General features: G+C 62.8%; 20 protein-coding genes. 7 read left to right on the top strand and 13 right to left on the bottom strand.

The window, feature by feature from the left end; all coding sequences use genetic code 11:
- Positions 1 to 70: 70 nt before the first annotated feature.
- The 12 genes from urtD to cbiE form a co-directional block, all read right to left on the bottom strand.
- Positions 71 to 925 (bottom strand): urea ABC transporter ATP-binding protein UrtD, encoded by an 855-nt coding sequence (urtD, locus tag SLW74_RS17970; RefSeq protein ID WP_410929688.1) that lies wholly within the window; start codon positions 923 to 925, stop codon positions 71 to 73.
- Positions 922 to 2,001: an urea ABC transporter permease subunit UrtC gene (gene urtC / locus SLW74_RS17965; protein ID WP_410929687.1), complete on the bottom strand. Its 1,080-nt coding sequence runs from the start codon at positions 1,999 to 2,001 to the stop codon at positions 922 to 924. Before urtC ends, urtD begins: the two co-directional genes overlap by 4 nt.
- Complete coding sequence (urtB, locus tag SLW74_RS17960) at positions 2,001 to 3,590, bottom strand: urea ABC transporter permease subunit UrtB (RefSeq protein ID WP_192133252.1); 1,590 nt, start codon at positions 3,588 to 3,590, stop codon at positions 2,001 to 2,003. Before urtB ends, urtC begins: the two co-directional genes overlap by 1 nt.
- Positions 3,591 to 3,776: 186 nt before the next feature.
- Complete coding sequence (urtA, locus tag SLW74_RS17955) at positions 3,777 to 5,042, bottom strand: urea ABC transporter substrate-binding protein (protein WP_122533769.1); 1,266 nt, start codon at positions 5,040 to 5,042, stop codon at positions 3,777 to 3,779.
- Positions 5,043 to 5,292: 250 nt separating this feature from the next.
- The gene (locus SLW74_RS17950) at positions 5,293 to 8,757 is read right to left on the bottom strand and encodes a dermonecrotic toxin domain-containing protein (RefSeq protein WP_410929686.1); all 3,465 of its coding nucleotides are present in this window, start codon (positions 8,755 to 8,757) and stop codon (positions 5,293 to 5,295) included.
- Positions 8,758 to 9,021: 264 nt separating this feature from the next.
- Positions 9,022 to 10,395: a PepSY-associated TM helix domain-containing protein gene (locus SLW74_RS17945; protein WP_410929685.1), complete on the bottom strand. Its 1,374-nt coding sequence runs from the start codon at positions 10,393 to 10,395 to the stop codon at positions 9,022 to 9,024.
- An 86-nt stretch (positions 10,396 to 10,481) separates the two neighbouring features.
- A complete protein-coding gene (locus SLW74_RS17940) occupies positions 10,482 to 10,964 on the bottom strand; it encodes a DUF2946 domain-containing protein (protein WP_410929684.1) in 483 nt (160 codons plus the stop codon).
- Between the two features lie 25 nt (positions 10,965 to 10,989).
- Positions 10,990 to 11,466 carry a copper chaperone PCu(A)C gene (locus tag SLW74_RS17935; RefSeq protein WP_410929723.1) on the bottom strand — a complete coding sequence of 159 codons (477 nt, stop codon included), beginning with the start codon at positions 11,464 to 11,466 and terminating at the stop codon, positions 10,990 to 10,992.
- A 49-nt stretch (positions 11,467 to 11,515) separates the two neighbouring features.
- Positions 11,516 to 11,932 (bottom strand): DUF2946 domain-containing protein, encoded by a 417-nt coding sequence (locus tag SLW74_RS17930; protein WP_410929683.1) that lies wholly within the window; start codon positions 11,930 to 11,932, stop codon positions 11,516 to 11,518.
- A gap of 116 nt (positions 11,933 to 12,048) precedes the next feature.
- Complete coding sequence (locus tag SLW74_RS17925) at positions 12,049 to 12,780, bottom strand: cobalt-precorrin-6A reductase (protein WP_296312287.1); 732 nt, start codon at positions 12,778 to 12,780, stop codon at positions 12,049 to 12,051.
- An 11-nt stretch (positions 12,781 to 12,791) separates the two neighbouring features.
- Positions 12,792 to 13,889, bottom strand: coding sequence for a cobalt-precorrin-5B (C(1))-methyltransferase (locus tag SLW74_RS17920; protein WP_410929682.1), 1,098 nt, complete (start codon positions 13,887 to 13,889; stop codon positions 12,792 to 12,794).
- Positions 13,889 to 15,091 carry a precorrin-6y C5,15-methyltransferase (decarboxylating) subunit CbiE gene (cbiE, locus tag SLW74_RS17915; RefSeq protein ID WP_410929681.1) on the bottom strand — a complete coding sequence of 401 codons (1,203 nt, stop codon included), beginning with the start codon at positions 15,089 to 15,091 and terminating at the stop codon, positions 13,889 to 13,891. Before cbiE ends, SLW74_RS17920 begins: the two co-directional genes overlap by 1 nt.
- 208 nt (positions 15,092 to 15,299) lie before the next feature.
- Here cbiE and cobG point away from each other — a divergent pair, with 208 nt between their 5' ends.
- From cobG to SLW74_RS17880, 7 genes are all read left to right on the top strand, one after another.
- Positions 15,300 to 16,652 carry a precorrin-3B synthase gene (gene cobG / locus SLW74_RS17910; RefSeq protein WP_410929680.1) on the top strand — a complete coding sequence of 451 codons (1,353 nt, stop codon included), beginning with the start codon at positions 15,300 to 15,302 and terminating at the stop codon, positions 16,650 to 16,652.
- On the top strand, positions 16,645 to 17,271 hold the full coding sequence (locus tag SLW74_RS17905; RefSeq protein WP_065987740.1) for a precorrin-8X methylmutase: 627 nt from the start codon (positions 16,645 to 16,647) through the stop codon (positions 17,269 to 17,271). Before cobG ends, SLW74_RS17905 begins: the two co-directional genes overlap by 8 nt.
- On the top strand, positions 17,271 to 18,002 hold the full coding sequence (locus tag SLW74_RS17900) for a precorrin-2 C(20)-methyltransferase (protein ID WP_065987875.1): 732 nt from the start codon (positions 17,271 to 17,273) through the stop codon (positions 18,000 to 18,002). The genes SLW74_RS17905 and SLW74_RS17900 overlap by 1 nt, the downstream gene beginning before the upstream one ends.
- Entirely contained in the window at positions 18,002 to 19,711 is a 1,710-nt protein-coding gene (gene cobJ, locus SLW74_RS17895) for a precorrin-3B C(17)-methyltransferase (RefSeq protein WP_410929679.1), read from the top strand. Before SLW74_RS17900 ends, cobJ begins: the two co-directional genes overlap by 1 nt.
- Positions 19,712 to 20,049: 338 nt before the next feature.
- Positions 20,050 to 20,850 carry a hypothetical protein gene (locus SLW74_RS17890; protein WP_410929678.1) on the top strand — a complete coding sequence of 267 codons (801 nt, stop codon included), beginning with the start codon at positions 20,050 to 20,052 and terminating at the stop codon, positions 20,848 to 20,850.
- 48 nt (positions 20,851 to 20,898) lie between these two features.
- Positions 20,899 to 21,603: a hypothetical protein gene (locus tag SLW74_RS17885; RefSeq protein WP_410929677.1), complete on the top strand. Its 705-nt coding sequence runs from the start codon at positions 20,899 to 20,901 to the stop codon at positions 21,601 to 21,603.
- The gene (locus SLW74_RS17880; RefSeq protein ID WP_192133234.1) at positions 21,600 to 22,238 is read left to right on the top strand and encodes a hypothetical protein; all 639 of its coding nucleotides are present in this window, start codon (positions 21,600 to 21,602) and stop codon (positions 22,236 to 22,238) included. The genes SLW74_RS17885 and SLW74_RS17880 overlap by 4 nt, the downstream gene beginning before the upstream one ends.
- A gap of 7 nt (positions 22,239 to 22,245) precedes the next feature.
- Here SLW74_RS17880 and SLW74_RS17875 read toward each other — a convergent pair whose 3' ends face one another.
- Positions 22,246 to 22,842: a MarC family protein gene (locus tag SLW74_RS17875; protein WP_065987735.1), complete on the bottom strand. Its 597-nt coding sequence runs from the start codon at positions 22,840 to 22,842 to the stop codon at positions 22,246 to 22,248.
- Between the last annotated feature and the right edge of the window lie 62 nt (positions 22,843 to 22,904).

The raw sequence follows: 22,904 nt of genomic DNA, 5'->3' as shown, positions 1-22,904 counted from the left end.
GCAAGAAAAAGCGGGTCATGCGTTTGGCTTCAGCTCGCCGCTTGCAGCTAAAAGCTTGCCGCTGGGCGGTTTACCGCCCCAAATACACTTCGATAACTCTTTCATCCGCCTGCACGTCTTCTAGCGATCCTTCCGCCAGCACGCTGCCCTGGTGCAGGACGGTGACGTGGTCGGCGATGCTGCCGACGAAGCCCATGTCGTGCTCGACCACCATCAGCGAGTGCTTGCCGGCCAGGCTTTTGAACAGCTCGGCGGTGAATTCGGTTTCGGCGTCGGTCATGCCGGCGACAGGCTCGTCGAGCAGCAGCAGTTGCGGGTCCTGGACCAGCAACATGCCGATCTCCAGAAACTGCTTCTGACCGTGGGACAGCAGCCCGGCGGGGCGCGACATCGACGCGCTCAGGCGAATGGTCTCCAGCACCTCGTCGATGCGGTCGCGCTGTTCGCCATTGAGCTTTGCCCGCAGGCTGGCCCACACCGATTTGTCGGTTTTCTGCGCCAGCTCCAGGTTTTCGAACACGCTCAGCGCTTCAAACACCGTCGGTTTCTGAAACTTGCGGCCGATGCCGGCCTGGGCGATCTGCACTTCGCTCATCTTGGTCAGGTCCAGGGTTTCGCCGAACCAGGCCTTGCCGTGACTGGGGCGGGTCTTGCCGGTGATCACGTCCATCAGCGTGGTCTTGCCCGCGCCGTTGGGGCCGATGATGCAGCGCAGCTCGCCCACGCGGATGTACAGATTCAGATCGTTGAGGGCCTTGAAGCCGTCGAAGCTGACGCTGATGTCTTCCAGCGTCAGGATGGTGCCGTGCAGCGTGTTCAGGCCCTTGCCGGCCACTTGGCCGAGACCGATGGCATCGCGGCTGGTGCCGGCATCGCTGTTCGGGTCGAGCACCGGATCGAATGCGGGCGTCGGAGTGCTTTTCATGGCTCGCCCCTTTTTTTGATCAGGCCGATCACGCCTTTGGGCAGGTACAGCGTCACCACGATGAACAGCGCGCCGAGGAAGAACAGCCAGTATTCAGGGAAGGCCACGGTGAACCAGCTCTTCATGCCATTGACCAGGCCGGCGCCGAGCAGCGGGCCGATCAGCGTGCCGCGACCGCCCAGGGCGACCCAGACGGCCGCTTCAATGGAGTTGGTCGGCGACATTTCGCTCGGGTTGATGATGCCCACCTGCGGCACGTACAACGCCCCGGCCAGGCCGCACAGCACGGCGCTCAACACCCAGACAAACAGCTTGAAACCGCGCGGATCGTAGCCGCAGAACATCAAACGGTTCTCCGCATCGCGCACGGCGGTCAAGACACGACCGAACTTGCTGCGGGCCAGGCGCCAGCCGACGAACAGGCTGCCCGCCAGCAGCGCCACCGTCAGCAGAAACAACACCGCGCGAGTGCCCTGGGAGGTGATGCTGAACCCCAGAATGCTGCGGAAGTTGGTGAAACCGTTGTTGCCGCCAAAGCCGGTTTCGTTGCGGAAGAACAGCAGCATCCCGGCGAAGGTCAGGGCCTGGGTCATGATCGAGAAGTACACGCCCTTGATCCGCGAGCGGAAGGCGAAGAAGCCGAACACCAGCGCCAGCAACCCCGGTGCCAGGACCACCAGGCACATGGCCCAGAGGAAATGCTGGGTGCCGACCCAGTACCACGGCAGTTCGGTCCACGACAGAAAGGTCATGAACGCCGGCAGACCGTCGCCCGACGCTTCGCGCATCAGGTACATGCCCATCGCGTAACCGCCCAGGGCGAAGAACAGCCCGTGGCCGAGGGACAGCAGGCCGGCGTAGCCCCAGACCAGGTCCAGTGCCAGCGCAACGATCGCGTAGCAGAGGATTTTGCCCACCAGCGTCAGGGTGTAGGCCGAGACTTGCAGGCTGTTGCTCTCGGGTAGCAGGGACAGCAACGGCAGGGCGATCAGCAAGGCAAGAATCACCACGCCGACCGCGACCGTAACTTGGGTGCCGGCGCGTTGCGCGGCAGTGACCATCAATGGCTGATTCATCAGTCGATCACCCGTCCTTTGAGTGCGAAGAGGCCTTGCGGACGTTTCTGAATGAACAGAATGATCAGCGCCAGGATCAGGATCTTGCCCAGTACCGCGCCGATCTGCGGTTCGAGAATCTTGTTGGCGATGCCCAGCCCGAAGGCCGCCGTGACGCTGCCGGCCAGTTGCCCGACGCCGCCGAGCACGACCACGAGGAAGGAGTCGATGATGTAGCTCTGGCCCAGGTCAGGACCGACGTTGCCAATTTGGCTGAGTGCCACGCCGCCCAGGCCGGCAATGCCGGAGCCGAGCCCGAAGGCCATCATGTCGATGCGCCCGGTGGGCACGCCGCAGCAGGCGGCCATGTTGCGGTTCTGGGTGACGGCACGCACGTTCAGGCCCAAGCGGGTTTTGTTCAGCAGCAGCCAGGTCAGCACGACGACAAACAGCGCGAAGGCGATGATGACGATGCGGTTCCAGGGCAGCACGAGATTGGGCAGCACCTGAATGCCGCCCGACAGCCATTCCGGGTTCGCCACTTCGACGTTCTGCGCGCCGAACACCACGCGAATCAGTTGGATCAGCATCAGGCTGATGCCCCAGGTCGCCAGCAGTGTTTCCAGCGGGCGACCGTACAAGTGGCGGATGACCGTACGTTCCAGGGCCATGCCGATGCACGCGGTGACGAAAAACGCGATCGGCAGCGCCACCAGCGGATAAAACTCAAGGGCGCCTGGGGCGTAGCGCTGAAACATCATCTGCACGACGTAGGTGGCGTAGGCGCCGAGCATCAGCATCTCGCCGTGGGCCATGTTGATCACGCCCAGCAGGCCGAAGGTGATCGCCAGTCCCAGCGCCGCCAGCAGCAGAATCGACCCGAGCGACAGGCCGGCGAAGGCTTGGCCGAGGATCTCGCCGATCATCAATTTGCGTTTGACCTGAGCCAGGCTTGTCTCCGCCGCCAGACGCACGGTGGGGTCGGTTTCAACGTTGGGTTCGAGCAGGGTTTCCAGCCGGGTGCGGGCCAGAGGATCACCGGTTTCACCGAGCAGGCGCACCGCGGCGAGCCGCACGGTAGGGCTCACGTCCACCAGCTGCAGGTTGGCCAGCGCCAGATTAAGGGCCGAATGGACGCTGTCGTCCTGTTCGCTCGCCACTTGTTGCACCAGCAACGGCAATTGCGCCGGGCGCGCGCTTTTCTGCAGGATTTGCGCGGCGGCCAGGCGAACCTTGGGGTCGGCAGCGAGCAATTGATGGCTGGCCAGCGCGGTGTTGATCAGGCCGCGAAGGCGGTTATTCAGGCTAATGGCCTGTGGCGTGTCGGGGTTTGGCGCATCGGCCAGCGCGGGAGCGGCAGGGTCGACGGCGATGAAGCTGTCGCCGTTCTGGATGAACGCCCGGTTGCTGCTGTCGGCGGCGACGCGGCCGTCCTGCAGGGCAACCAGCAACTCGACGCGCGCCGGGTCAGGCCTGGCGGCCCAGGTTTCCAGCAGTTGGGCGCGCTCGGAGGATTGGGCCGCGACAAAGTCGCCGGCATCGCTGGCGTGGGCGGCGAAGGGCAGCCACAGGCACAGCGCGAGAATGAGGTGGTGGAAGTATCTGGGCATATCGAGTCCTGGGAGCACCCGCATGACGCAATGTCATGCAGGGAACCTGTAGGCGTGAGCTTGCTCGCGATCACGTGATGTCAGACGGCATCTGCGATCTCGGTGAGATCGCATTCGCGAGCAAGCTCGCTCCCACAGGGAAAGGTTCAGCCGGAACATTTCAACCGGCCGTTTACCCTGTTTTCCTTAGTTGCTCTTCACTGCGTAGTCAGGCTTTTTGTCGTTGCCCGGAATGAACGGACTCCAAGGCTGGGCGCGAATCGGCTCTTTGGTCTGCCACACCACGTTGAACTGACCGTCAGCCTTGATCTCGCCGATCATCACCGGTTTGTGCAAGTGGTGGTTGGTCTTGTCCATCGTCAGGGTGAAGCCCGACGGCGCGGCGAAGGTCTGGCCAGCCATGGCTTCGCGGACTTTATCCACGTCGGTGGATTTGGCTTTCTCGACCGCTTGCGCCCACATGTGGATACCCACGTACGTGGCTTCCATCGGGTCGTTGGTCACGGCCTTGTCGGCGTTCGGCAGGTTGTGCGCCTTGGCGTAGGCCTTCCAGTCGGCGACGAACTTGGTGTTGACGGGGTTCTTGACCGATTCGAAGTAGTTCCACGCCGCCAGGTTGCCCACCAGCGGCTTGGTGTCGACGCCGCGCAGTTCTTCTTCGCCGACCGAGAACGCCACTACCGGTACGTCGGTGGCTTTCAGGCCCTGATTGCCCAGCTCTTTGTAGAACGGCACGTTGGAGTCGCCGTTCACGGTTGAGATCACCGCCGTCTTGCCGCCCGCCGCGAACTTTTTGATGTTCGACACGATGGTCTGGTAGTCGCTGTGACCGAACGGGGTGTAGACCTCTTCGATGTCCTTGTCCGCGACACCTTTGGAGTGCAGGAACGAGCGCAGAATCTTGTTGGTAGTTCGCGGGTAAACGTAGTCGGTGCCCAGCAGGAAGAAGCGCTTGGCCGCGCCACCGTCTTCGCTCATCAGGTATTCAACCGCAGGAATCGCTTGCTGGTTGGGCGCGGCCCCGGTGTAGAACACGTTCGGCGACATCTCTTCGCCTTCGTACTGCACCGGGTAAAACAGCAAGCCGTTCAACTCTTCGAAGACCGGCAACACCGACTTGCGCGACACCGAGGTCCAGCAGCCAAACACCACGGCGACCTTGTCCTGAGTCAACAGCTGGCGGCCCTTCTCCGCGAACAACGGCCAGTTCGACGCGGGGTCGACCACCACAGGTTCAAGCATCTTGCCGTTGACGCCGCCCTTGGCGTTGATTTCATCGATGGTCATCAGCGCCATGTCCTTGAGCGAGGTCTCGGAGATGGCCATGGTGCCGGACAAAGAATGCAGAATGCCGACCTTGATGGTCTCGGCCGCCTGAGCGGTCCAGGTCAAACCCATCGCTGCGATCGATGCAGACAAAGTGAACGCTTTCAGCAAACTACGACGCTTCATTGGCTAGCTCCATTCTCTGATTTTTTTAGATGACGGCTGTTGGCGGTGCACAGTTGAGTCTGCTTAGGCTTTAGCAAACGCTGGGCCAAGGCTGCGCGCGTCGCAAAATGGAATCAAAACGTCGCGTGAACCCGGCGCCGCGCACCAATGTGGATCGATGCGGGGCGGGTGGTGCGTCAAGCGCGCTCAACTGGTGCGATACCGTCCGGCGCCCCTCGTTTGACTGGCCTGGCGCACTCGGCAAGGGCTGCTACCTCACGAAAAGCTCACGCTCCCCCGTAAACAGATCAAAGGTTTCGTAGACGATGTTGTCCGGCGCGGTGAAATAGGCGAACGCCTGTCCGTTCACCTCTTGAAACGCTTTGAGCTGAACGCGGGTGCCGGGCGGGATAGCGACGTGGTCGGCAAGAAAATCCGAGAACATGTTCTTCTTCGGTACCGACGGCGCAAAGATCAGAAACACCGGACGCGTATTACTGAGTGCCTGGTCCGTCACGAACCTGTCCAGGCTCCAGCGCACGGCATTCCCGCGGCTAATGGACGCTGATTGCACCCCTGCGTCAACAAACACCGCGCCGAGCTGGCGTCGTAATTGTTGCAGACCCTCGTCCGTGACGCGCGCGGCACGGAACGCATCGCCTTTCCATGAACGCAGGCGGTAGAACTGGTTGAGAAACGCCTGGGTCCGGGGCGTCCGCGCTCCGCTTCTCAGGAGTTGATTGATCTCTGCGGATCCGCCTTCGATGTAGTCGAGGAGCTCGGGGTACAGCTCCGCCCTTGCGCGTTCGGCCAGGGCCAGGAACCGGGGTTCATCGAGGGACGGTTCAGCAATGCTAATGCCTTCAGACGGGAACGGCCATCCGGTGAGCAGCAGGCTTAGGTCATGCCGGGCCTGTCGACTCGCGCTCGGTGCCAGGCGCACCACCGGCTGCGAGAGCTTGCGCCAGCCCCCGGTCCTTGTCCGCACAACGTATTCGTCCTCATGGATCAGCAGCGCGGGGTCTCGGTAATAGGGGCGGTACAGGCGGCACCGCCCGAACAGGTTGAACCGTCGAGCCACGTAGGCCTTTTCAGAATCGAGGGTGATCTCGGTAAATTTTTTCGGGTCAAGCCTCGTGATCATGCCCGACTCGGCAAAGTAGGGCGCCCCAGCGGGTGACAGCAGATAGCCGATCTGCACCTGTCCATGGCGTCCGGTGCGGCGGACCAGGTGCGGGCGTTTTATCGCCGCCAGTTGACGGCCCTTGAAGGCTGCGCCACCTGCGCGGGAGATACCGGCAGTCAGCAGATAACCGGCCGCGTCCATAAACTCCTGTGCGGCACCGTCCCAGTCGTTTTCATCGACTTTTTGAAAGCCGCTCCAGGCGTTGGCCAGGCCCATTCCGAGCGCGAGGGGGATCATGACCGGCGGGGGCAACAGCAGCAGGGCCACGCTCACCACCATGTCGAAGGTTTGCCACCGGGACTCGCCACTGCCGGGCTGGATCAGCAGCGATTTCGCTTCCTCTTTCAACTGGCGGATCCTGCCCCCGAAATACTCGTCTAACAGATCGCCCGTCTGCGTCACAAACACCACTGGATGCGTAAAGTGGGACGGGATGGGAAGCGGACTCGGCAGCGACGCCAGTACGTCCGGGAGGCGCCAGTGCTTGAGCGACTCTTCGTAATCGAGCATCAGCCTGGCCTGGCGTCTGTCGGCCAGCGGCAGCAGCCTCGCCATGTAGGATTTGTACGTGTCGTTTTCCAGAAAAGCGTTCGTGAGGTGGAACATGCTGTCGAATGCGCGGAACACCACGTTATCCGGGGCGTTGAGCGTGCAAAGCACAAGAGGCCCCTTGCTGAATTTGCCAGCGGGGGCAATCAACATGACGTCCGGGATCTTGACCCCGCTAATGTGCAGCAATCGCACCTCGATATTGACCTCGTCCACCCCCGGACGCCGCTGCGAATCGGGGCCCTCCAGTACCGCTTTGATCCAGCGCAGCCGGTTCTCGGGAAATCCGTTGAGCTGACTCTCCCTATACGCCATGCCCAGTCGCGCCAGCAGCAACTCGCGGTGCTGGCGCTTCAACTGGCCAGCGTACTCGGAGTGATCAAGGTGTTCGGTTAGGTAGTCGTCCAGCCGCTTTGGAATCTGGATTCGCGCTAGCAGCTCTCTCACGAAAGCGCCAGAAAGCCCCGGTATCTCTGCACCGTGTTCGTCTGCAGCCCGTAACTCGATGGCGTTCTGGATGTTCGTCCGTAGGGCGTCTTCGTGGGCCAATGCGTGCAGCGAGTGGGTCTGGAACCGGGTTGTCGTTTCTGTCGGGGTAAGGGGGTAAAACAGGGACGCGTCGAGATGCTGGAACGTCGCAATGACCTGAATATTTCGAGGCGCCAGCTGGATATTTTTCTCTGCCAGTGCGGCGGTGACCGTTGCATCGACGTAGGCCGTAATGACGTGGGCGCCGTTAGCTTGCGGCGTGTTGAAGTAGTCCAGACTGATGCGGCGGATGGCCCGGATAGACTGCGCGTAAGCCGTGGCATCGCGGGTCCATTCGGCCCGCTGTTCTTCACTCATTTTGTCCCACCAGTCCGGCATCTGCTCGCGGACCACATCGCAATCCAGCTGCCGCTCGATGCGGTGGTTGTCGAACAGCTGATCCGAGGCCATCAACTCGAGAATGAGGCGCTGCAACGACGGCTGATTGAGGTTCAGGGATTGAGCGATGTTCACCGCGTGGTCGAAGTCTGCCTTCTGCTTGATGATCTGCGATGTCAGCAGCAGGCTCATGAAATTATTGCCCAGCTTCTGCAGGCCCCAACGTACAGGGGGCTGCTCAACGTCAGTGTTGGGCAGCGCCATTGTGATGACATCGTTGAGCCTGAGATGGCCCAGCAACTGGCGGCGTTGCGTCTCGTCGGCAAGGCGACGGGTGAGGGTGCCGGTGAGCTGATTCACTGAATCGAATCGTTCCAGACTGCCGGCAGGGGTGTAGAGAACGACCTCTCCTACTGACTCGTCGTCAGGTGCCGGAACCTGATCGCTGCGTTGCTCGGTGATGACAAACGCCCCTGTCAGGGGAAACAGTGCGGTGGAGCTTGTCCCCAACCACAGGTTAAAGACGTCGTGCTTCTGCAGTGGGTCCGCCGAGGTGTCCATGCCGTAATCCAGTGTGGCGTCGAGCATGCTGTACAGATACGGACGAAACTCACCTTTTTCGACTCGCATCTGGCCCTCCAGCCTGAGCAATTTGACCCGATCCGCGAGGAAGTCGTCTCCCCGCGTTTTACCGGAGGGTTGAAGCTCTGCCCAATGATCCGACAGTGTTTGTTTGTAGCGGGCGGGCAGGGCCTGCGCGACGGCTGCATACAGAGCGATCAGTGCGTCGCGGTCCAGCCCGCCGATGGAGGGCGTGTCCGGCGAAGGAAACTCAGTGGTGTAGAGCCCGGCAGACTCGACGTTCTGCCACTGAAAAAGCCCGGTGAAGTGGGCTGTCAGGCTGGCAAGCAGCGGGTAACTGCTGGTGACTTCGGTTGCGCCGGGTTCGATGCTTCGCTCTTGGCAGACCAGCCGGGCACGGGCGTAATCGAACGCCAGCCCGCGATGGCTCAGGCGAAGGCAGTCAGTGAGCGTCTGTTCAAGGGCCTGGGTGAAATCGGGGAGTGTGTAAATCGTCAAGGCAGAGCTGTCGACGTCGAGCATGGATGGAGCGGTAACGTTCGTGGAATTCATGGCGCCTGTTCGTATGCATGAGGGATGACTCGCAGAACCGACGGGTTCGGCGACTCGTTTCATGGAGTCAGGGCGTGAGGCGCGCGTCTGTAGGCGGAGCCAAGTCTGGAGGGAAAGGAAAAGCGACCAGACGGGTAGGAGTTTTCGCGGAGGAGGTGGGACATTCGACGATCAGAAAAACAGGTGCGAAGCCTGAAACCCGAAATGAGGAGGAATTCATCACTAAACCACCCAAAAGAGGTTCCAGGCTCCGCGAGACGCAATCTAAGCTGTTGTCGCCGTTTTGGCAAAGCGCGAACGCACTATTCGATCGAGCATCCATACCGCCAGCATCGAAACCCCTACCAGCGGAAACGCCACGCCCAGCGCGACCATCACCACCGTTGCGGCTTTCCAGCGCGGCAGGTCATGACGCAACGGCGGAACGCCGAAACCGTTCTGCGGGCGACGCTTCCACCAGATCACGATTCCGCTCACCGAACTCAGCAGCACCATCAGGCAGATGAACAGAATCAGCAGCTGGTTTACCCAGCCGTACATCTTGCCTTCGTGCAGCATCACGCCCAGTTCAGTGGCCTTGGACACGGTGCTGTAATCGCTGTAACGCACGTCCGCCAGCACCTTGCCGCTGTACTGATCGACATGCAGCGTGGCGTCATTGCGCGGGTCGTCGGCGAACACGGAGACGGTGAACACGCCATCGGCGGTTTTCGGTTGGGTGATGCTGTAGCCCGGTTCGATAGTGCGCGCCTTGGCGATGTCCACTACCTGCTGCAGGGAGATGCCCGGCGCTGCGGGAGCGCTGGACATGTGCGCGTGATTCATGTGCTCGGCGTGATCCCCGGACGACACCGGCATCGGCGTGTTTTCCATGGCCCACGGCACGGTCTGCACACTGGCGCTGTTCAAGGCGCCCGCCTGCTTGTCCGACTTGGGCACGTCATTCCACATCGCCGCCGGAAACGTGTTCCAGACATCGGCATACACCTTCCCCCACATGCCGGTCCAGGTCATGCCGCTCAGCAACATGAACAGCAGCGCCACCGACCCCCAGAATCCGGTCACCGCGTGCAGGTCGCGCCAGAGAATGCGGCCTCGGGCGGAGAGACGAGGCCAGAGCACGCCGGCGGGTGATCGACCGCGTGGCCACCACAGATACACGCCCGAAACCACCAGCGCGATGCCCCAGCCGGCGGCCAGTTCCACCAGCCGATCGCCGACGGTGCCGATCATCAGTTCGCCGTGCAGTTCGCGCGCGATGGCTTGCAGGTTTTGCTTTGCGTCCTGGGTGCCAAGCACCGTGCCGCTGTAGGGATCGATGAACACGTTCATGTCGCGGCCGGCGTTTTTGACCACGAACTGCGCGCTGCCCTCGGCATTCAGCGGCGGCAGGTATTTGCTCACCTGAGCCTGTGGAAAGGCCGTCAGCACACGCTTTTGCAGGTCATCGGCACTGAGTGAGTGGTGCGCGGGTTTAACCGTCAGCAGGTCGCTGTACATCAGCGCGTCGAGCTGCGGTTTGAACAGGTAAATGATCCCGGTGACCGCCAGCAGAATCATGAACGGCGCGACGAACAGGCCGGCATAGAAATGCCATCGCCACGCCAGGTTGTAGAAAGACACATTCGGTTTGGACATGGTGCAACGCTCCCGTCAGGGAAAACACGGCGCAACCCGCTGGCAGCCAGAGAAGCCGTCAGCGGGTGCGAGTCAATTTGTGGCGTTCAGGCGACTGACGAGAGGGGCGGCGCGCGACTGCGGGCGTTGGGGAAGACGTTGCGCTGGGCGTGGCCGAGTTGCGTGGCCTCGTTGTAGAAGTCAGCGGGTCTGGGCGGGACGGGGGCCAGGACGGCGACGGTTTTGGTGAGCGCCGGGCAACTGAACAGCAGTGTGCAATAGCCGCATTTGGCCCAGATGACGTGATCGACGCCGGCGTCCAGTTCGGCCTTGGCGTGGCCGCTGTGTTCGCCCGCGCCCATCTCCATGGCCATGTCCATCGAGGCCGACATGTCCATTTCGCCATGCATCGACATCGACATCGAAGTCGGCGCGGGCATTGCCATACTGCTGTGATGCTCCATGGGCATCGACTGCGAGATCAGCGGGCCGATGAAGATCATCAGCATGGCGAACAGGCTCAGCCACGCACCCTGCGAGTGACGAGGGGCGTGGGCTGATCGGGCGCGGTTCGCGGGCGGACGGTTCAAGGGGGCGGCGTCGGGATTCGGCGGGTCAGTGGGCGTGGGCCGGGGCGGCAGCATCGGGTGGCTGTTTCAATACCATGACGTCAACGGTCAGGTCGCCCGCTTTCTCAAAGTGCAGTGTGAGGGGGAAGCTCTGCCCGTCGATCAGTCGGGCGCGGTCTTTCAGATCCAGCAGCATGACGTGATAGGCCATGGGGGCGAATGTCGCGGTGCCGCCGCCGGGGATATCCACCGTCTCGACGTGCTGCATTTTCATCAGGCCGTCCTGGCTGACGTGCTCATGCAGCTGAGCGGCACCGGCGATGGGGCTGTCGACCGCTTTCAGCTTATCGTTCTCCGCGCCTCCGTTGGTGATCACAAAATAGGCAGCGACGGTGGGCGCGTTGGGCGGCAACGCCATGGACCATGGCTGCGCAACGACCAGTTGGCCCTTGGTGTAATCCTGGGCTTCAACGAAAGGCGCTGGCAGCGCAAGGGCGATCAGCAGGAGGATTTTGTTCAGCATCAACGCAGGTCTCCGGTTCATTCAGGTGCGCCAGGGCAAGGTCGACTCATCAGACCCGGGGCGATGCATGCGGATTGCGTGCAGGCCAGCGCTGAAGGGGCGGCGCACGCAGCACCAGTACCGCAACAGGGAAACGCACCGGTTCGACCAGGGCGAACAATCCAAAACCGATGAGGGTCGGCACTGCAACCAGTGGCGTGGCGTTTGTGCAGCAGGCGCAGTGCTGCACGAACGCGATGTCGGGGTGATAGGACGATTGTTTATCGCTGACTTCAACGGGCGTCATGGCCAGGCGTGATGCGGCGTCTGTGCAGCCGCTTCCCCAGACCAGCCGCTCACCCTCGGGGCGCGGCATGGTCGGCGTCATCGGCATCGCCAGCACGCCGAACAACAGTGCGAAACAGGCCACCCAGGCGAACGCCCGGCGCCGCTTCTGCGTGATGATTTGATCTTGTTGTTTTCTCATGCCGGCCATTTAGCCTGATCAGCCGCCAGATGTAAAAAGCCCGCCCGCGACGTTATGTCGCGGGGCGGATTTGGTTCAGGAAGGGTTCAGCAGGGGGCCAGACGGATGCCACACAGCTAGCTGGCATCTTCAGCATTCTGCAACGCAGCCAACACCTCGCCCACACTCCAAAAGGCCCGATCCACCTCCGGCAGCATCGGCCGTTTCAACACAAGCACCGGCACCCCGCGCTCCCGCGCCACCTCCAGCTTCGGCTCGGTGGCCGTGCTGCCGCTGTTCTTGCTGATAAGGACGTCGATGTTGCGAGTCTCGAACAACTCGCGCTCATCCTCCAGCCGGAAAGGGCCGCGCGCGCCGATCACTTCACAGCGTTCATTGCCGGGGTAGATGTCCAGGGCCCGCAGCGTCCAGAACTGATGGGCGGGAATCTCGTGCAGGTGCTGCAAAGGTTCGCGGCCCAAGGTGAACAGGGGGCGTTGAAAGGGGGTGAGGGCGGCGATCAATTCTGCCCAGTCCGCAACTTCGCGCCAGTCATCGTCCGGCCCCGCCTGCCACGCGGGTCGACGCAATGCCCAGCAGGGAACACCGGTCAGCTTTGCCGCCGTGACAGCGTTCTGGCTCATCTGCGCAGCGTAAGGGTGCGTCGCGTCCAGGATCAGATCGATGCCTGTTTGCTGTACGAAGTTTGCCAGCCCTTCAGCGCCGCCGAACCCGCCCACACGGACTTCGCAGCGCAGGTCGGTGGGCACGCGACCCACGCCCGCCAGGCTGTAAACGTGCTGAGGCCCCAGCGTACGGGCGATCGCCAGTGCGTCGGTGACGCCGCCGAGCAATAGTACGCGTTTCAGGGTGTGTGAGTTCAATCAAAACCTCCCGCGTGGCCGACGATCCCGCCCTGCCGGTCGATGGCGAAGACCTCGACCTCAACCTGCGCCGGCACCACGCTGCGGGCGAAATCCAGCGCGTGCTGACAGACCGCATCACCCAGCGCGATGCCGACGGCGGAGGCCATGGCCAGCGCTTGCTGACTGGTGTTGGCCTGGCGAATGTTCTGTTGCAGCTCGGCGTCCGCGCCCACATCGGCAGCCCAGCGCGCGAGCTGAACCAGATCTATACTGGAGTGGCGACTGTGCAGGTCCATATGGCCCGCCGCCAGCTTGCTGATCTTGCCGAAACCGCCGCAGACACTGAGCCGCTCTACCGGGGTTTTGCGCAGGTGCTTGAGCACAGCGCCGACAAAATCCCCCATCTCGATCAGTGCGATGTCCGGGATCTGATACACGCGACGCATCGTGTCTTCGCTGGCGTTGCCGGTGCAGGCAGCGATGTGCTGATAACCGTTGGTGCGCGCGACGTCGATGCCCTGGTGGATCGACGCGATGTACGCCGCGCAGGAGAAGGGACGGACGATCCCGCTGGTGCCCAGAATCGACAGGCCGCCGAGAATCCCCAACCGCGGGTTCATGGTTTTCAAAGCCAGCGTGCTGCCGTTTTCGACGCAGACCGTCACTTCAAACCCGCCGCCATAGCTCACCTCTTGGGCCAGATGCGTGAGGTGTTTGGCCATCATCCTGCGCGGCACCGGATTGATCGCCGGCTCGCCGACACCCAGCACCAGACCCGGGCGGGTGACGGTACCCACGCCTTCGCCCGCGACAAATCGCACGCCGGGCTCAGGGATCAGCCTGACTTGGGCAGACACCAGCGCGCCGTGGGTAACGTCCGGATCGTCACCGGCATCCTTGAGCGTGCCGGCCTCGGCGCCGCCCGCAATCAGACGGCAGAATTCCAGGCGCATCTGCACGCACTTGCCTTTGGGCAGCGTGATTTCGATGGCATCGTTGGTCTCAGCGGCCAGCAACAGGCGCGCGGCGGCGAGGGACGTCGCCGTGGCGCAGCTGCCAGTGGTCAAGCCGCTGCGTAATGGCGCGGGCTGTTCGGCGGTTTCGTCGCGCATCAGGGTTTGATCGCTTCGAGCAAGGTGATCGGCAGCGCCTGACGCCAGGTGTCGAACTCGCCCAGTGGTTTGGCGTGGGCCAGGTGAATGCGGGTCAGTTCGCCGCCGTATTGCTCGCGCCAGTTAACCAGCATCGCTTCGCTTTGCAGCGTGACGGCATTGGCGACCAGTCGACCGCCCGAACGCAGGCTCTGCCAGCATGCAGGCAGCACACCCTCGCGCGTTACGCCGCCGCCGATGAAGATCGCGTCCGGTTGTTCAAGGCCTTCCAGCGCATCGGGCGCACGTCCGCGAATCAGTTGCAGGCCTGGCACACCCAGCGCATCGCGGTTGAATTCGATCAGTTGTTGCCGTCCCTCATCCGCCTCGATGGCGATGGCGTGGCAGGTCGGGTGCGCGCGCATCCACTCGATGCCGATGGAGCCGCAGCCTGCGCCCACGTCCCACAGCAGTTCACCGGGAACGGGGGCGAGCCTTGCCAGGGTGATGGCCCGCACGTCGCGCTTGGTGAGCTGACCGTCATGCCGAAATGCCTCGTCCGGCAGACCGCCCAGCGGCGAAAGACGCAATGCATCAGGCTGGGCGCGGCATTCGATGGCGACCAGGTTCAGCGCCGCGATGTCCGTGGCGTTCCACTCACCGGCGGTGCCTTCGATCTGTCGCTCGGCGCTGCCGCCTAAGTGTTCGAGCACGATCATGGGGCTCGGGCCAAACCCGCGTTCGCGAAGCTGCGCCGCGATGGCCGCCGGGCTGGAGCCGTCGTTGCTCAGCACCAGCAGGCGCAGGCCGTGTTGCAGGTGAGCATTCAAGGCCGCGACCGGGCGGGCGACGACCGACAGCGTCACCACGTCCTGCAACGCCCAACCCAGACGGGCCGCCGCCAGCGAATAAGAAGATGGCGCTGGAATCACCCGCATCTCAGCGAAGGGGACGTGTTTCGACAGGCTCGCGCCGACGCCGAACAACATGGGGTCGCCGCTGGCCAGCACGCAGATCGGGACGCCGCGTTGCTCCAGCACCGGGCTCAGGGAAAACGGGCTCGGCCACTGGCGCTGCTCGGCCTGAATGCACGGCGGCAGCAAGGCCAACTGCCGCGGGCCGCCGAACACCTGCCGCGCCTGCAGCAGCGCGTGCCGAGCGTTTCGGCCCAGACCTTTATAGCCGTCCTCACCGATTCCCACGACTGTCAGCCACGGTGACATGAATTGCCCTCAACCCGATTGCGTGCAACAGGCCCGCCTGCTCGGCCTGTGAAAGTGGCCGGCATGATACCGCGCCGACGGGGCCGGTTCGTATGGCTTTGTGAATCCGACAGAGCGTCTTTTCATGGCAGCGGCCAAAGCAGGCATAATACGGCCCCTGTAACTTTTCGTTTCTCTATGCGTCCGCCCATTCGCACCAGGTGATCCATTGACCGAGCCGTTGTCCGCTCGCCCCTCCGCTACGCCCATTCGCCCCTCGGCTTGCCCGGGGTTGCTGCGTATCGTCCCGGCGCTGGATGGCGGCATCTGCCGGATCAAGCTGCCGGGCGGGGTGCTTTCAGCGGATCAGGCGCTGGCCGTGGCGGATGCTGCCGAGGGGTTCGCCGGCGGTGTGATCGAGGCGACCAATCGCGGCAATCTGCAGATTCGCGGTATAGGCGCCAACCATGACGGGCTGATCGCCTGCCTGCTCGATGCCGGTCTGGGGCCAAGCAATCCGGCAAGCGACGACGTGCGCAACCTGATGCTCAGCCCGACCGCAGGCATCGATCCGCAGCAACTGCTGGACGTGCGTCCGCTGGCCCGGCAGATCCTGCATTCCCTTGAGCACCACCCGCGTTTCCATGAGCTGTCGCCCAAATTTGCCTTGTTGCTGGACGGCGGCGAGGGGTTGGCGATGCTCGAGCATCCCCATGACGTCTGGCTGTCAGCGTTGCAGGTCGATGGCCGGACGCTACTGGGTTTCGGGCTGGCGGGCTGTCCGGCGACCGACTCACCGGTGGCTGCAGTGGCGCCGGAAGCAGCGCACGCATGGGTGGTCGCGGTGCTGGAAACCTTTCTGGATCTCGCTCGGCCCGATCAGGCACGCATGCGCGATCTGCTGAAAGAAACGCCCGTGCACCGATTCCTCGAACACGTCGCCGCGCGTTTGCCGCAGCCATTCGTGGTTGATCAAAAAGTAACCAGCTGGCGGCGCGAACCGATCCGCTCTTTTGCGCACATCGGCACGTACGCCCAGGCAACAGCCGGCGTGGTGGCCGTTGGCGCAGGCGTGCCGTTGGGGCGTCTGCGGCCGTCCATGTTGCGTGAAGCCGCCCGATTGGCGACTGCGTTTGGCGACGGCCAGTTGTGCATGACGCCGTGGCAAAGCCTGACGCTGCGCAATGTCCCGGCGGAAAAGTCAGCGCTCGCAGTGGATGGCTTGGGTCGGGCGGGCCTGCTCGTCGATGCCGCTCAAGCACTGTCGAAAATCGTCGCCTGCACCGGCTCCGCTGCCTGCGCTAAAGGGCTGGCTGACACCAAGGCCGACGGGCTGCGTCTGGCCGCATTGCTGCAAGAAAACGCCATCAGCCGCGCGGTGCACCTGTCCGGCTGCGCGCGTTCGTGTGCTGCTGCCCATGTGGCACCGGTGACCCTGCTGGCAGCGTCGCCCGGTCGTTACGACCTTTATTTTCGTCATGCAGAAAAGGCCGGGTTCGGCGATCTGCATGCACGTGACCTCACTATTGAAGCAGTCGGCGCGTTGTTGACCGCCGACTCACGGAGCAACACCGATGATTGATTACATCCGCGACGGCCAGGAGATCTACCGCAACTCCTTCGCGATCATTCGTGCCGAAGCCCGGCTCGATTCCATCCCGGCCGACCTGGAAAAACTCGCCGTACGGGTGATTCATGCCTGCGGCATGGTCGATGCGGTCGAAGGGCTGCGTTTTTCGCCCGGCGCGGGCACGGCAGGTCGCCGCGCGCTGGCCGCCGGTGCGCCGATCCTGTGTGACGCACACATGGTCGCCGAAGGCGTCACGCGCACTCGCCTGCCCGCCAACAACCCAGTGATCTGCACCCTGAAGAACGAACGCGTGCCCGAGATGGCGCGTGAGCTGGGCAACACCCGCTCGGCCGCTGCGCTGGAGCTGTGGCGCCCGCATCTGGAAGGCGCGGTTGTGGTGATCGGCAACGCACCGACTGCGCTGTTCTATCTGCTGGAAATGCTCGACGCCGGCGCGCCGAAACCCGCGTTGATCCTGGGTTTCCCGGTGGGCTTCGTCGGCGCCGCTGAATCCAAGGACATGCTGGCTGCCGACAGTCGCGGCGTGCCTTACGTGATCATGCAGGGCCGTCGCGGCGGCAGTGCCATGGCGGCGGCGGCGGTCAACTCACTCGCCACGGAGATCGAATGATGGCACCCCGCGGTCGTCTGATTGGCCTGGGCGTGGGGCCGGGTGATCCGGAACTCATTACCGTCAAGGCGCTGCGCCTGCTGCGCGAGTCGCCGGTGGTCGCGTACTTCGTCGCCAAGGGCAAGAAAGGCAACGCGTTCGGCATCATCGAAGGCCATCTGCAGCAGGCTCAGACGCTGATGCCGCTGGTGTACCCGGTGACCACCGAGGCTTTGCCCGTTCACCTGTCTTACGAGCAAGTGATCAGCGAGTTCTACGACCGCAGCAGCGCCGATGTGGCGGCGCATCTGGACGCCGGACGCGACGTGGCGGTGATCTGCGAAGGCGACCCGATGTTCTACGGGTCTTACATGTACCTCCACGATCGTCTGTCCGATCGCTACGAAGCCGAAGTGATTCCCGGTGTCTGCTCGATGCTCGGCGGCGCGTCGGTGCTGGGTGCGCCGCTGGTGTACCGCAATCAAAGCCTGTCTGTGCTGTCTGGCGTGTTGTCCGCCGAGGAACTCAAACGCAAGCTTCAGGATGCCGACGCTGCGGTGATCATGAAGCTGGGGCGCAACCTGCCGAAAGTGCGCCAGGTGCTGATGGAAACCGGCTTGGCGGAGCGCGCGCTGTACGTTGAGCGCGCGACCATGGCCAATCAGAAGATCGTGCCGCTGGCCGAGGTTGACCCAATGTCGTCGCCGTATTTCTCGCTGATCATTGTCCCCGGCGAACGGTGGCAAGGCTGATGGTCACGACCAACATCAAGGCCCCGGCGATTGTCATCCTGGGCAAAGGCGCGCTGGCGACGGCGCGACGTATCCAGCAGCTGTACCCCCAATCGCTGATTTACGGGCTGGCCGGGCGCGTCGAAGAGGCCGACTGCAGCTACTCGGAGTTTGGCGCGACACTGCGTCAGCTGTATCAGCAAGACACGCCGATAATCGCGCTGTGCGCAGCGGGCATCGTCATTCGCACGTTGGCGCCGGTATTGCTGGAGAAGGGCGTCGAGCCGCCGGTGCTCGCCGTTGCCGAGGATGGCAACGCAGTAGTGCCGCTGCTGGGCGGACTGGGTGGCGTCAACGTCATGGCCCGGGAAGTGGCCGCCGCGCTGAACACCGCAGCGGCTATCACCACCAGTGGCGAGTTGCGCTTCGGCACATGCCTGCTTAACCCTCCAGCCGGTTACGCGCTCGGCGACCTGGAGCTGGGCAAGCGCTTCGTCAGCGACTTGCTGTCGGGCGAAAGCGTGCGTGTCGAGGGCGCGGCGCCCTGGTTGGCCCAGGCGCAGTTGCCTGAGGATGATCAGGCGCAGCTGGCGATCCACGTGGGTTACGCCGAGCGCGAGCCCAGCGATCACGAGCTGCTGATCTACCCGCGCAATGTGCTGGTGGCGCTGAGCGGTGATCTGGTCGATCCCGCCGAGGCGGTAAAAAACGCGCTCCACGATTCGCGCATTGCCGTGCAGGCGCTGGGTTGTTTACTGGCCAGCAAGGCCGAGATGGCCAGTCCGGCGCTGCACGCGGCTGCCGAATCACTGGGCGTACCGTTGCGTTTCACCGCCGCCGGTACCCCTGCGGAAATGACCCAGCAGGTGTTGCCACAACTGTTGCCACCGCTCACCCCGGCGGCGGGCATTGCCATTGCTGTCGCGCCGCAGCCGCTGGAGGTTCAGCAGATTGGCTGTGCACAGGGGCGGCTGGCGGTGATCGGCCTCGGCCCGGGCGCTACCGACTTCATGATTCCCGCCGTTAAAGCCGAGCTGGCGCGCGCCAACGATGTGCTGGGCTACGAGACTTACGTGCGCATGGCCGGGCCGTTCCGCGCCGACCAAGTGCTGCACTGCACCGACAACCGCGAAGAAATGCTGCGCGCCCGGCACGCATTCGAGCTGGCCGCTGAAGGGCGCTCGGTGGTAGTGGTTTCTTCGGGTGATCCCGGCGTCTTCGCCATGGCGGCGGCGGTGCTGGAAGCGCTGCATGAGTCGGACAATCCCGACTGGCACCGAGTGGATCTGCACATCCTGCCGGGCGTGTCGGCTTCGCTGGCAACCGCCGCGCTGGCGGGTGCCCCGTTGGGCCACGATTTCTGCGTCATGTCCCTGTCGGACAACCTCAAGCCGTGGGAGATCATCGAGAAGCGGCTGGACCTTGCCTGCCAGGCCGATCTGGCGCTGGCGTTCTACAACCCGATCTCGCGCTCCCGGCCCTGGCAGTTGGGGCGCGCCCTGGAAATCGTCCGCCAGCATCGGGGCCCTGACACCCCGGTGACCCTGGGACGCGACATCGGTCGGCCCGCCCAGACGTTACGGGTCATCACCCTCGGTGAGCTGACGCCGGAGCAAGTCGACATGCGCACAATGGTGCTGGTGGGGTCGTCGCTGACCTGCGTATTCCCTCGCGCCAATGGCCAGCCGTGGGTCTACACGCCGCGCTGGTATGGTGCCAAGCCGGCGTGAGTGACCGTTCGGTTCGTGCTGTGGGATTTGTCTCATAGCTGACGCAGGCCTATCAGCCGGTCGATGGCGAAACCGATCCAGCCGCGTGTAGAAACGCCAGCCGGTGGACGACTGGGCGCGTCGTCCACTGCCGTTGCCCTGCGCTAAGCGCCCGCCAACCGCTTGCTTTGCTTGATGTTTAGCTCTCCCCATGGCCAGCAGCGGTGCCGTCGCTTTGTAGGAATAGGTGCCTGAATGTACCGAACCCGGCTACCAACCCTTGGGTGGCGCGGCGGGCAATGTTCGTTAATCTCGGAGGTGTCCACGACGGACTTACCTGCCAGTTAAAGGATTAACGAATGAAACATGAAACAAGTATGACCGACGCCGAACGCAGTGCTTTCATCGACCAGTGCCCGATGGCCAACTGCACCCACTCGTTGATCGAGCACTTCTCCGCAATGGATAACGCTGTTCCGGATCTTCCGGACGACCCAAGCCAAGGTGCCGTTGCGGCGGGCAACCTGCTGGCCTTCGCCGAAGGCGTTTCGCGGCAGAACAAAGACGACGTCATTGACTCCCTTCTGTTCGCCACGCTGGTCGCCAACAAAGCGTTCAACCCGGAGAAGCAGAGCGAGCAGTGGTACCAGCAATACAACAAGGTGTTGACGACGCTGGGCTGGTTTTCCACCAACTGGAGGTACAGCCGCTATTACTCGACGCACCGTCGATTCAGCATGGAGCAAGCAGGGCTGGAGATCATCTCTTCCGCTATCGCCGCCGCCGCACTGCCCGGGCCTGCGTCCGTCGCCATGCTGAAGGTCGCCGGTGATGCCGTCGCCGCGCTGAAAGCCCAGGAAAAACCGCTGCGAATTTTCGAGCGTCAGACCAAGACCCACCGTGGCGCGAATTTCCGTATCGGCGCTTGTACTGAATCCAGCGACGGCACTGTCAACCTGGCGATGGGTGCGGTGAATTTCTCCACCGATTCGGCTGTCACCAACGTCCTCTTTTGGGAATGGAACAGTGCTGAAGTGCAAGCTTTCCGGGGTGAGAACCATCTGGTGTTGAACACACGCGTCTATGCGGCACTGCGTACACAGATCCAGCAGCGTTTGAACAAGAGCGCCTCAGCCGCCATCGAGGAATTCCAGATCTAATCAGATAGGGGGAGGCGCCCGTCGCCTCCTTCTCAAGGAGATGTGCCCATGCATCAGGGAATGATCGAAACGCAGGTCAGCGCAGGGTGCCTGCTGTTCACGCACAGTGCCTGTGCTGACTTACAGAAAAGTGACGCCGCCGATTGCGTGCTGTACACGCAGCTTGCGGCGACCAAGAAACACGCTCGCTTTACCGCCACCTCTGCCTGGAACGACACATGGCTCGCTGCTTTCATCCGTTTCGGCTGGGCGCTGAACACCCATGAGACGTTGAGTTGCCCGGCGCTGGAACTCGGGCCCGGCTCGGTGTGGGGATGGTTGAAGAGCAAGTGGCCGATTTTCATGCCCAACGACATGCTGTCTGACAGTGAGTCGGCCCTCTGGCGTTCTGTTTCCAGCCGACCCAATCAGCCAGCAGTCGACCTGCTGGCCCGCCAGGCGCTCGGGCCTTTAGTGCCGAGGGATACAGGCGACGTGCAAAAAGGCCAGAAGGTGGTGCTACAGTTCGGCTTTCTGAACCTGAACGCAGGGCTGTCCGTTGCGCTCGTGAGCTTCACGCACCGAACTGCGCTGAAAGACGACTTTGTGTTCGAGACGCTGCAGCCCCACGATATCGTCGGCAATATCGATCTGCGCTTCTATTCCCTGCGACTCATGGACCTGGTCTACACGCCCCTGCGCAAAAACGTCAGCCAGGCGCTGGAGGGTCGTCGCCCCAGCCTGGTGTGCGCGTTGGCGGGAGCTGACGCATGAGCGCGACAGGCGCGGTAGTCGGCAATGGTCTGGTCTCACTGTCTGCCGGTATCAAGAGGCAGGACCGCGAGGACCTGTTCGACTGCCTGCTGCGAGCCGAGCGAGTGGCGGGTAAGGTCAGTCGGGATGAACATTTCACCTACTGGGCATACCGGTATGGCACGGCACTGGAGCAACGAAGTTTCAGGAAACTGAGCCCGATCATTCATGAACCAATGGTGATCGGGAGCGCGTCGGAACTGGAGGAAATCAGCTTCAGTGTTATCGAATCACGCGGCTCCGCTCGGTTGGCGCGGCAGGCGAAGGCGTCGCTTCAGTCCATGCGCATCCATCGTTATGCGACGCATTTTTTTGAGAGCATCAACGCCAACAGCGTCATCGCCGGCTTTCAGGTCATTCCGTGCGCGACGGACTCTGCGGGCAATGTGATGGTGCTGCTGTGCGGCATCCAGATGACCGGCAACGTCGAGACGAGGGATTTCGACTTCTGGTCTGAATCACGCAGTGAGCTGACATTGCGCATCACCGGAGGGGTCTACCGTTTTGACCGCACCGACTACGCCAGACACCGAGATGCCGTTGCCAGGGAGCTGGACGGCCATGGCGCACGGGCGATTCAGACCTTTGCGATCTGAGCGCCCATCAGGTCAGCAGGTAGCCCTTGATGCCCGTGAAAATGATTTGGGCGGCGAGCGCGCACACAAACAATCCCATTAACCGGCTGACAATCTGCAGGCCTTGATCGCCGAGAATCCGCTCGATGCTGTTGGACAGATAGAGGATGACGCCGACGGTCAGGCTGGCCAGCGCGATGCTGACGATGGCCGTGAGTTTGTCATCCCAGTGCGGCTGGCTGATGCCCATTACAAGCAGTGCGCCGATGGTGCCGGGGCCGACGGTGATAGGGATGGTCAGCGGTACGATGGCAACGTCCTGCTGGACGTTGTCGGTCTGCACGCCGGATTTGCCCTGCGCCATGGCCAGCGCGGAGATGAACAGCACGCTGCCGGCACCGATACGGAAAGCGTCAGCGGTAATGCCGAACACCCCGAAAATCACCCGCCCGAACAAGTACAGCAAGACGCTGGACACCAGCGTCGCGAAGGCGATCTTCCACGCCAGGCGTCGGCGTTCCTTGCGCGAATAACCGCGGCTCAGGGAAATGAAACAGGACAGGACGAAGAACGGGCTATAGAGCACCAGCATCTTCAGGTAAACGCTGAACAGCACGTGAAGCATGGTTTGAGCTCATGGCGGCAGACTGGGACGGCGCCAAGTCTATCAGCCCGTAACGGCCACCT

The sequence above is a fragment of the Pseudomonas sp. W5-36 genome (assembly GCF_046540455.1).
Lineage (GTDB): Bacteria > Pseudomonadota > Gammaproteobacteria > Pseudomonadales > Pseudomonadaceae > Aquipseudomonas > Aquipseudomonas graminis_B.
Note: the sequence above shows the minus strand (reverse complement) of the source record. Positions and strands in the feature narration are given on the sequence as shown.

Bases quoted from the DNA above. Each gene is read 5' to 3' on its own strand.
- urtD (WP_410929688.1), bottom strand. From the start codon at position 925: ATGAAAAGCACTCCGACGCCCGCATTCGATCCGGTGCTCGACCCGAAC.
- urtC (WP_410929687.1), bottom strand. From the start codon at position 2,001: ATGAATCAGCCATTGATGGTCACTGCCGCGCAACGCGCCGGCACCCAA.
- urtB (WP_192133252.1), bottom strand. From the start codon at position 3,590: ATGCCCAGATACTTCCACCACCTCATTCTCGCGCTGTGCCTGTGGCTG.
- urtA (WP_122533769.1), bottom strand. From the start codon at position 5,042: ATGAAGCGTCGTAGTTTGCTGAAAGCGTTCACTTTGTCTGCATCGATC.
- SLW74_RS17950 (WP_410929686.1), bottom strand. From the start codon at position 8,757: ATGAATTCCACGAACGTTACCGCTCCATCCATGCTCGACGTCGACAGC.
- SLW74_RS17945 (WP_410929685.1), bottom strand. From the start codon at position 10,395: ATGTCCAAACCGAATGTGTCTTTCTACAACCTGGCGTGGCGATGGCAT.
- SLW74_RS17935 (WP_410929723.1), bottom strand. From the start codon at position 11,466: ATGCTGAACAAAATCCTCCTGCTGATCGCCCTTGCGCTGCCAGCGCCT.
- SLW74_RS17930 (WP_410929683.1), bottom strand. From the start codon at position 11,932: ATGAGAAAACAACAAGATCAAATCATCACGCAGAAGCGGCGCCGGGCG.
- SLW74_RS17920 (WP_410929682.1), bottom strand. From the start codon at position 13,889: ATGCGCGACGAAACCGCCGAACAGCCCGCGCCATTACGCAGCGGCTTG.
- cbiE (WP_410929681.1), bottom strand. From the start codon at position 15,091: ATGTCACCGTGGCTGACAGTCGTGGGAATCGGTGAGGACGGCTATAAA.
- SLW74_RS17905 (WP_065987740.1), top strand. From the start codon at position 16,645: ATGATTGATTACATCCGCGACGGCCAGGAGATCTACCGCAACTCCTTC.
- SLW74_RS17900 (WP_065987875.1), top strand. From the start codon at position 17,271: ATGGCACCCCGCGGTCGTCTGATTGGCCTGGGCGTGGGGCCGGGTGAT.
- cobJ (WP_410929679.1), top strand. From the start codon at position 18,002: ATGGTCACGACCAACATCAAGGCCCCGGCGATTGTCATCCTGGGCAAA.
- SLW74_RS17890 (WP_410929678.1), top strand. From the start codon at position 20,050: ATGAAACATGAAACAAGTATGACCGACGCCGAACGCAGTGCTTTCATC.
- SLW74_RS17885 (WP_410929677.1), top strand. From the start codon at position 20,899: ATGCATCAGGGAATGATCGAAACGCAGGTCAGCGCAGGGTGCCTGCTG.
- SLW74_RS17880 (WP_192133234.1), top strand. From the start codon at position 21,600: ATGAGCGCGACAGGCGCGGTAGTCGGCAATGGTCTGGTCTCACTGTCT.
- SLW74_RS17875 (WP_065987735.1), bottom strand. From the start codon at position 22,842: ATGCTTCACGTGCTGTTCAGCGTTTACCTGAAGATGCTGGTGCTCTAT.